The sequence below is a fragment of the Sphingopyxis sp. genome (genome assembly GCF_036402335.1).
In the GTDB taxonomy this organism is placed as follows: domain Bacteria; phylum Pseudomonadota; class Alphaproteobacteria; order Sphingomonadales; family Sphingomonadaceae; genus Sphingopyxis.
This window is the reverse complement of sequence record NZ_DASWTD010000437.1, coordinates 1-8,454: the sequence shown is the minus strand read 5'-3', so window position 1 is coordinate 8,454 and position 8,454 is coordinate 1. Positions and strand designations below refer to the sequence as shown.

The following is an 8,454-nucleotide window of genomic DNA, read 5'->3' as shown; positions in this document are numbered from 1 at the left end:
CGCCTGGATCAGGTTGTTGAGAAGATGGGCGAAGGCGACGGCGCCGACGATCTGTACGGCCAGCTTCGGTCCATCTTGCGGGGGCGCCATCGGGGGGGCGAGGTGGGGGGAGTCTGGCAGGCTGGCGGTCGTGTCGGTCATCGGGTGTGCTTTCGAAATGTCCGCCGGCGCCTATCAATCCTGCTCCTTTCCCGCTTTGTTGTATGAGCCAAACTTTTCTGCGAATGGGACAGGATGGATTTTTATCCCGACGAGAATGATCATGTGCGCCGTCCGCTGATCGCGATTGGGCATGACTACCCCGATTCATACGAGCTCGCCGAACACCGCCATCGCCGCAGTCAGTTCCTTTATGCGGCGACCGGCGTGATGGCAGTGAGCACGCCGAGCGGATCATGGGTCGCCCCGCCCGAGCGCGCGGTCTGGATTCCGGCCGGCACGCCGCATGCGGTGCGCATGGTCGGCGCGGTGCAAACGCGCAGCGTTCTGATCGAGCCGGGCGAATGTGCGGGTCGCGGCGACGAATGCCAGGTTGTCGGCGTCTCGCCGCTGGTTCGCGAGTTGCTGGGCGCCGCCGCCGACGTGCCGCCCGAATATGACGTTTCGGGTCGCGGCGGGCTGGTCATGCGCCTTTTGCTGGCGGAAATTGAACGCGCGCCATCGATCCCGCTGGCGGTCCCGTTTCCGACGCATCCAGTTCTCGCGCGGCGTTGCCATGCCTTTCTCGAACGGCCGAATGCGGCAGCAACGATCGACGAATGGGCAGATGGGATGGCGATTAACCGGCGCAGCTTCACGCGGCTCTTCAGGCGCGAGACAGGTATGAGCTTTGCCGAATGGCGCCAGCAAGCCTGCCTGTCCGTGGCGTTGCCGAAGCTTGCTGCGGGAGAGGCCGTTACCTCGATTGCCTATGACCTCGGTTATGACAGCCCGGGCAATTTCTCGACGATGTTCAAACGGATGCTGGGTGTTCCGCCGAGCCGATATCTGAAGCCATAGGCGACAGCGGGCAAACACATCTTGCCGGCTCTCACTTCTGTTTGGCCACAGGCAGACAATCTGCAACCGGCGAAGGATATTCGGTTATGGGCTTTGGCGGCTCCGAAGGCTGCGCCAATGTACCCGGAAAGCGCGCAGGGCTACGCTGCGGTAATGGTGGGAGTGCCAGACAACCCCATGGCTTGTATTTCTTCGCCAGCCGACACGAAGTCGGTTTCCCGTCGCAGTATCGCTGCAACCTACGATAATTTGCTCTACGATAAGAGTTGAGGCTCTTCTCATCACCGTGCCAGAGTACGGGCGATAACGCTGGCGAAATGTCGTGCAAAGCTGGCGGGCTCTGGCGCAGTCTTTCGTATGTCTGGAAAGAAATGGCTCCCCGGGTAGGATTCGAACCTACGACCGATCGATTAACAGTCGATTGCTCTACCGCTGAGCTACCGAGGAACACGCCGCTGAAGCGGGCAAGGCGGCCCCTTTGCCGCCGGTTGCCGCAATTTGCAAGACCTCAAACGATAAATTGTTCCATCGCGATGCGTTCGTCGAGTCCCTGGTCGGGATCGAACAGCAAAGTCAGCGGCCGGCTGCGGTCGGTGGTGACGAGAACGGTCTTCACATCGCGGATTTCGCGCTGGTCGGCGACCGCGCTGACCGGACGTTTGGCTGCCTCGCGGACGTTGAAGCGGATGCTCGTCGATTCGGGGACGAGTGCACCGCGCCAGCGGCGGGGGCGGAACGGGCTGATCGGGGTCAGTGCGAGCATTTCGGATTCGAGCGGGAGGATCGGTCCGTTGGCGCTGAGATTATAGGCGGTCGATCCCGCCGGGGTCGACACCAGTACGCCATCGCACGCGAGTTCCTCGAGCATCGTCTTTTCATTGATCATCACTTCGAGTTTTGCCGCCTGGCGCGTTTCGCGCAGCAGCGAAATCTCGTTGATCGCAGGCAATATGTGCCGCTCGCCGCTGATCGTCGTAATGTCGCCGCTCAGGGGATGGATCAGGAACGGGCGCGCGGCGGCGAGCCGGTCGACCAGCCCCTCGATCCGGAACTCGTTCATCAGAAAGCCGATGGTGCCGCGGTTCATCCCGAAAACGGGCATGCTGCGGCGCTGGTCGAGCAGCTGGTGCAGCATGTGGAGCAGGAAGCCGTCGCCGCCGAGCGCGATCAGCAACTCGGCTTCGGCGAGGTCGACGAAATCGTAAAGCGGGCGCAGTTCGGCTTCCGCTTCCATGGCGGCGGGCGCGTTCGATGCGACAAGCGCGATCTTGCGATGCATATTGGTCCGGTTCCCCCGTGCCTTCAAATAACGGGAAGGCCTGTCAGCCGCCCGTTGCACTCATATGACGCGCGACCGCCGGTTTGGACTTTCCCTCGATATGAAAGTCATGCGCGCGGGGTTTGCCAGCCAAAGCGGCATCAATCAAGCCATCGACATCGCCGCCGACACGCAGCGCGGCGCGCAGGTCGACATGATCGTCCTGGCCGAGGCACATATAGACGCGCCCTTCGACCGTCAGGCGGATGCGGTTGCACGTCGCGCAGAAATTGTCACTGAGCGGGGTGATGAGGCCGAGGGTAACCGGGCTGCCCTCGATGGCAAAATAGCGGGCGGGGCCGCCGGTGCGCCTGTCGACCGGATAGATGGTGCGCGCGTCGCGGAGCGGGGCGATAAACCAATGGAGCGGGATATAATGATCGCTGCGGTCGCCCTCGACTTCGCCAAGCGGCATCGTCTCGATGAGCGTCAGGTCGCAGCCCTTCGCCGCGCAATAGTCGAGCATCGGGAGGAGCTGGTCTTCGTTGAGTCCGGCGAGCGCCACCATGTTGATCTTGACCGCCAGCCCGGCCGTGCGCGCCGCATCGATCCCGCGCATTGCTACGGAGAGGTCGCCGACGCGGGTGATATGGCGAAACGCCGCGGCGTCGAGCGTGTCGAGGCTGACGTTGATGCGCCGTACGCCCGCCGCCGCCAGCATCGGCGCGTGCTCGGCGAGCCGCATTGCGTTGGTGGTCAGCGTGAGTTCGTCGAGGCCGTGGCCGATCATCGCGCCAAGGCGCATCGCCAGCGTGTCGATGCCGCGCCGTACCAATGGCTCGCCGCCGGTGAGGCGGATACGGCGAATCCCCCGCGCAACGAAGCGCTCGGCAAGTTCGCCCATTTCCTCTATGCTGAGCACCGCCGATTTGGGCAGGAAGCTCATGTCTTCGGCCATGCAATAGCGGCAGCGCAGATCGCAGCGGTCGGTGACCGACAGGCGTAAATAGCTGATCCGCCGGCCATGGCCGTCGATCAAGGGCGCCGCCGAAGCGGCAGGTTGGGATAATATGACAGCCACACATGCATTGTGATGCAAAAGGCAAGAGCTTGGCAAGCAAAGGCTGCTAGGGAAACCCGATGAATCGCCTGCCCGAATCCCTTTCCGCCTGCGCCCGCAAACTCGAAGTCCTGCACGCACGGCACGATGCCGACGCCGGGGTCATCCTGGTTCAGGTCGACCAGATGGCGCGTATCAACAACAGTGCCGGTACCGCAACCGGGGATTCGGTGCTCGACGAGATCGGCCGACGACTCGAAAATTTCGCGAGCGACGAATTCGGACAGGGATCGTGCGTCGACCGGCTCGATGGACCGCGCTTCCTGATCGTGCCGTCGACGCCGCTGTCGCTGGGGGCGCTCCGCGCGCAGGAGCGTGCCTTACATGTCGCGCTCGCCGAACCGATCGTCGGCGATCCGAACGGCCGGTTGTCGATCCGCATCGCTGCCGCCCTGATTACGCGTGACGAGCCGGTCGCCGCGCAGCTTCGCGCGGCCGGCGACCAGCTGGCGCGGCCGGCATCGGCGCGTGACGGCGTGATGGTCCATGCCGCGCTGTCGCGCAACGAGGTCGTGATCCACTACCAGCCCCAATATGATGTCGCGACCGGCGAGATGACCGGGGTCGAGGCGCTATTGCGCTGGCAGCACCCCGAACTGGGCCTGCTCGGCGCCGGGCCGCTGGTCACCGCAGCGCGCGCAGCGCGGCTCGAATGCGAGCTCACCGAACATGCGCACCGCGTTGCACTCGCCGAAATGGCGACCTGGCCCAAGGCACTCGCCAAGCTGCGCGTGTCGCTCAACATCACGGCCGCGGACCTTGGCGATCCCGAATTTGCGGGGCGCTTTGCGGCGATGGCCAAGACGGCAAAGATCGATCCCGACCGGCTGACGCTCGAACTCACCGAACAGGCGATGCTGAGCGACCCCGCAAGCGCTGCCGAGCAACTCGCGCAGATTCGCGCGCTCGGCGTCGCAGTCGCGATCGACGATTTCGGCACCGGCTATTCCAGCCTGTCGCTCCTCGCGCGGCTGCCGATCGATTATCTCAAGATCGACAGCGGCTTCACGCGCACGATCGACGGCAGCGACCGCGACCGCATCGTCGTGCGTGCGATCGTCGACCTAGCGCGCGCGCTCGGCCTGCTCGTTGTGGCCGAAGGGATCGAAAACGAGCGCCAGCTTGCGCGCTTGTCCGAACTTGGCGTCGCGACGTGGCAAGGGTTTTTGAGGTCGGGGCCAGTGCCGGCGGATCAGTTGCTGGCGTTGATGGAAGCCTAGGCGGCCTGCCGCGCCAGCTTGCCCAATCCCTTCGATAGCTGCAGCGCGCCGTTGAGGCGTGCGCCCGTGCTCACCCAGTCGCCGCTGATCGACAGCTTGTTGTCGGGGCGGATGCGCGCGCGGCCCTTCAGCCGCTCGACATAGGCGATGAGGCCAGGGACGTTGGCGAACGCGTCGCCGTGGAAGCTGACGAGTGCGCCCTTTGTGCCGACGTCCAGCTTGGCAATGCCGGCGAGCTTCGCGTTCGCCTTGATTTCCATCAGCTGGATCAGGTTGGCGGTCTCGGGCGGCAGCGGGCCGAAGCGGTCGATCATCTCGGCGGCGAAGGCATCGAGCGCCGGGCGGTCGCCGGCGTCGTTCAGGCGGCGATAGAGCGCCATGCGCAGCGGCAGGTCGGGGACATAATCTTCAGGGATCAGGATCGGCGCGTCGACGGTGATCGTGGGCGACAGTGCCTCGCGCGGCGGCAGCTTGCCGGCACCTTCGGCCTTGGCCACGAGGATCGCTTCTTCGAGCATCGACTGGTAGAGTTCGAAACCGACCTCGCGGATATGCCCTGACTGCTCGTCGCCGACCAGATTGCCCGCGCCGCGGATGTCGAGGTCGTGGCTCGCGAGCTGGAAGCCCGCGCCCAATGTGTCGAGATCGCCGAGCAGCTTGAGCCGCTTTTCGGCCGTATCGGTGATCGCGCCGCCTTCGAGCGTCGTCAGATAGGCATAGGCGCGCGTCTTCGACCGGCCGACGCGGCCGCGTAGCTGATAGAGCTGCGCGAGGCCGAAGCGGTCGGCGCGGTGGACGATCAGCGTATTGGCGCTCGGGATATCGAGCCCGCTTTCGACGATCGTCGTCGAGACGAGCACATCATATTTGCGGTCGTAAAAGGCGCTCATCCGCTCCTCGACCTCGCCCGGCGCCATCTGGCCGTGCGCGACGACATATTTGATCTCGGGCACGCGCGTGCGCAGAAATTCCTCGATGTCGGGCAGGTCCTTGATCCGCGGGGTGACGAAGAAGCTTTGCCCGCCGCGGTCATGTTCGCGCAGCAGCGCCTCGCGGATGACCACGGGGTCCCACGGCGCGACATAAGTGCGGACCGCGAGGCGGTCGACGGGAGGCGTCTGGATGACGCTGAGTTCGCGCAGACCCGACATCGCCATCTGCAAGGTGCGCGGGATCGGGGTTGCGGTCAGGGTCAGGACGTGGACGTCGGCCTTGAGCTGCTTCAGTCGTTCCTTGTGGACGACGCCGAACCTTTGTTCCTCGTCGACGATGACGAGGCCGAGATTCTTGAACTCGACCGATTTCGCAATCACCGCATGGGTACCGACGACGATGTCGATCTGGCCGTTCGACAGGCCGTCGCGCGTTTTCTGCGCTTCGCCCGCGGGGACGAGCCGCGACAGGCGGCCGATGTTGACCGGGAAGCCTTTGAAGCGTTCGACGAAATTGGTGTAATGCTGGCGGGCGAGCAAAGTGGTGGGCACTACGACCGCGACCTGCACCCCCGCCATCGCCGCGACGAAGGCGGCGCGCAGTGCGACCTCGGTCTTGCCGAAGCCGACGTCGCCGCAGACGAGCCGGTCCATCGGGCGCCCCGACGCCATGTCGGCGAGCACGTCGCCGATCGCGCGGTCCTGGTCGTCGGTCTCCTGATACGGGAAGCGGTCGGCAAACGCCGGATAGGCTGCGTCCTGTGCGAGCAATTCGCCCGAGCGCAGCGCGCGCTGCGCCGCGGTCGCGAGCAGTTCGCCCGCGATCTCGCGGATGCGTTCCTTCATCCGCGCCTTGCGGCGCTGCCACGCTTCGCCGCCCAATTTGTCGAGGCCGACGCCTTCGCTTTCGCCGCCGTAACGCGAGAGGACGTCGAGATTTTCGACGGGGACGTAGAGCTTGTCGCCGCCCGAATAGGTGAGGGCGACGCAGTCGTGCGGGCTGCTGCCGACCGGGATCTGGGTCAGCCCCTCATAGCGGCCGATGCCGTGGTCGAGGTGGACGACAAGGTCGCCGACGCTCAATGTCGCGAGTTCGGCGAGGAACGCGTCGGCGCTTTTGCGGCGCTTCTGGCGGCGGACGAGGCGTTCGCCGAGGATATCCTGTTCGGTGAGCAGGCTGATCGCGTCGCTGGCGAAGCCATGGTCGAGGGGGAGGACGACCATCGCCGTCGCCCCGCCGCTTTCGGTCGACGCGGCACCGAGCGCGTCCTGCCAGCTATCGGCGGGCGCGAGCGAGGTGACGCCATGATCGCGGAGCAGCCCCGACAGGCGCTCGCGCGCGCCGCCCGAATAGCTGGCGATGATCGTACGGCGGCCCTTGCGGCGCTCGTCCGACAGATGGTCGGCGACCTTGTCGTAGACGTTGAGGTCGGCGGTGCGTTCGGGGGTGAAATCGCGCGCGGCAAAGGTTTCGAGGTCGACGACGGTCGCAGCCGGCGGGACGTCGAAGGGCGTGACGATATGGATCGGGCGATTGGACGATGCCCCGGCCCATTCGCTTTCTGTCAGATACAGCGTCTCGGGAACCAGCGGACGATAGCTTCCTGGCGACTCGCGCTCGGCGGCGACACGGTTCGCATGATAATCGGTGATCGCGGCAAAGCGCGTCTCGGCGGTCGCCTCTGTGCGGTGGCCGCGTAGCACCGGGGTCGCGGAGTCGATATGGTCGAACAGGGTTGCGAGCCGTTCCTCGAACAGCGGCAGCCAATGATCCATGCCCGCCTGCCGCCGGCCGTCGCTCACCGCCTGATAGAGCGGATCGCCCGTCGCCTGCGCCCCGAACAGGTCGCGATAGGCCGAGCGGAAACGCTTGATCGTCGCTTCGTCGAGCAAGGTTTCGGATGCCGGGAGCAGTTGCAGCGCCTTGGCGGGCCCCAGGCTGCGCTGGTCGGCGGGGTCGAAGCGGCGGATGCTCTCGATCTCGTCGCCGAAGAAATCGACCCGCAGCCCCGTTTCCTCGCCCGCGGGGAACAGGTCGAGGATGCCGCCGCGCACTGCGAACTCGCCCTGGTCGGCGACGGTGTCGACGCGGCTGAAGCCGTTCGACACGAGCAGCTCGGCGAGCGCGTCGCGGTCGATCCGCTGCCCCGCCGCCAGCGTTGTCGCTAGCTGGCGGATACGGAAAGGCGTCAGCGTGCGCTGGGTGATCGCGGCGACGGTGGTGAGGATCAGCTCACCGCGTCTGGCGGGCAGCTGCAACGCCGACAGCGTCGCCAGCCGGTCGGCGCTGACGCGCATCGAGGGGCCCGCGCGGTCATAGGGCAAGCAGTCCCACGCCGGGAAGCGATGGACGATCAGGTCGGGTGCAAAGAAGGGCGCGGCATCGGCAATCGCCTGCATCGCGGTATCGTCGGTCGCGACATAGAGGACGCGCTTGTCGCTCGCCCGCGCGAGGTCGGCGAGCAGTAGCGGCAGGAAGCCGTCAGCGGCGCGCGCCAGCGTCAGCGGCGCGGGTGCCGATCCGATGGCGGCGAAAATGTCGGCGGCGGGCAGGGTCATGGCAGCGGGATATAGTCCAGTCGGCGCATCGCGACGATCATCTCCGGCCGGTCAAGATGCGCGGGCGGCTCGCCGGTGCCGAGCGCCCACGCCATGATGTCGACGTCATCCTCTTCGACAACGGCCTCATACCAGCTGAGTTCCGCTTCACCCCATTCGGCGGAATAGCGATCGAAGAAGCCGCCGATCATATAGTCGGCCTCGCGTGTGCCGCGATGCCATGCGCGGAATTTCAGGCGTTTCAGGCGGTCGTGCATGGCGGGCCTTTTAGAGCGGTTGCGCGAGGTATCAACAGTGATGGCAGCCTGCTGATCCTCCCTGTGCCGCAGGCATGGGGAGGGGGACCATCCGGAGGATGGTGGAGGG

General features: G+C 65.5%; 6 protein-coding genes and 1 tRNA gene. 2 read left to right on the top strand and 5 right to left on the bottom strand.

What is annotated here, in order from left to right:
* Nucleotides 1-234: 234 nt before the first annotated feature.
* On the top strand, nucleotides 235-999 hold the full coding sequence (locus VGD20_RS14135) for a helix-turn-helix transcriptional regulator (protein WP_331135061.1): 765 nt from the start codon (nucleotides 235-237) through the stop codon (nucleotides 997-999).
* A gap of 372 nt (nucleotides 1,000-1,371) precedes the next feature.
* Here VGD20_RS14135 and VGD20_RS14130 read toward each other — a convergent pair.
* The 3 genes from VGD20_RS14130 to moaA form a co-directional block, all read right to left on the bottom strand.
* A tRNA-Asn gene (locus VGD20_RS14130) sits at nucleotides 1,372-1,446 on the bottom strand.
* A gap of 61 nt (nucleotides 1,447-1,507) precedes the next feature.
* Nucleotides 1,508-2,278 carry an NAD kinase gene (locus VGD20_RS14125; protein ID WP_331135060.1) on the bottom strand — a complete coding sequence of 257 codons (771 nt, stop codon included), beginning with the start codon at nucleotides 2,276-2,278 and terminating at the stop codon, nucleotides 1,508-1,510.
* 43 nt (nucleotides 2,279-2,321) lie between these two features.
* The gene (gene moaA, locus VGD20_RS14120; RefSeq protein WP_331135059.1) at nucleotides 2,322-3,296 is read right to left on the bottom strand and encodes a GTP 3',8-cyclase MoaA; all 975 of its coding nucleotides are present in this window, start codon (nucleotides 3,294-3,296) and stop codon (nucleotides 2,322-2,324) included.
* A 101-nt stretch (nucleotides 3,297-3,397) separates the two neighbouring features.
* Here moaA and VGD20_RS14115 point away from each other — a divergent pair, with 101 nt between their 5' ends.
* Entirely contained in the window at nucleotides 3,398-4,597 is a 1,200-nt protein-coding gene (locus VGD20_RS14115; protein WP_331135058.1) for a GGDEF domain-containing phosphodiesterase, read from the top strand.
* On the opposite strand, the gene mfd is transcribed toward VGD20_RS14115, so the two are convergent.
* Nucleotides 4,594-8,088 (bottom strand): transcription-repair coupling factor, encoded by a 3,495-nt coding sequence (gene mfd / locus VGD20_RS14110; protein WP_331135057.1) that lies wholly within the window; start codon nucleotides 8,086-8,088, stop codon nucleotides 4,594-4,596. The two genes, VGD20_RS14115 and mfd, sit on opposite strands and share 4 nt — an antisense overlap.
* The gene (locus tag VGD20_RS14105) at nucleotides 8,085-8,345 is read right to left on the bottom strand and encodes a succinate dehydrogenase assembly factor 2 (RefSeq protein WP_331135056.1); all 261 of its coding nucleotides are present in this window, start codon (nucleotides 8,343-8,345) and stop codon (nucleotides 8,085-8,087) included. The genes mfd and VGD20_RS14105 overlap by 4 nt, the downstream gene beginning before the upstream one ends.
* Nucleotides 8,346-8,454 lie beyond the last annotated feature (109 nt).

Bases quoted from the DNA above. Each gene is read 5' to 3' on its own strand.
- VGD20_RS14135 (WP_331135061.1), top strand. From the start codon at position 235: ATGGATTTTTATCCCGACGAGAATGATCATGTGCGCCGTCCGCTGATC.
- VGD20_RS14125 (WP_331135060.1), bottom strand. From the start codon at position 2,278: ATGCATCGCAAGATCGCGCTTGTCGCATCGAACGCGCCCGCCGCCATG.
- VGD20_RS14115 (WP_331135058.1), top strand. From the start codon at position 3,398: ATGAATCGCCTGCCCGAATCCCTTTCCGCCTGCGCCCGCAAACTCGAA.
- mfd (WP_331135057.1), bottom strand. From the start codon at position 8,088: ATGACCCTGCCCGCCGCCGACATTTTCGCCGCCATCGGATCGGCACCC.
- VGD20_RS14105 (WP_331135056.1), bottom strand. From the start codon at position 8,345: ATGCACGACCGCCTGAAACGCCTGAAATTCCGCGCATGGCATCGCGGC.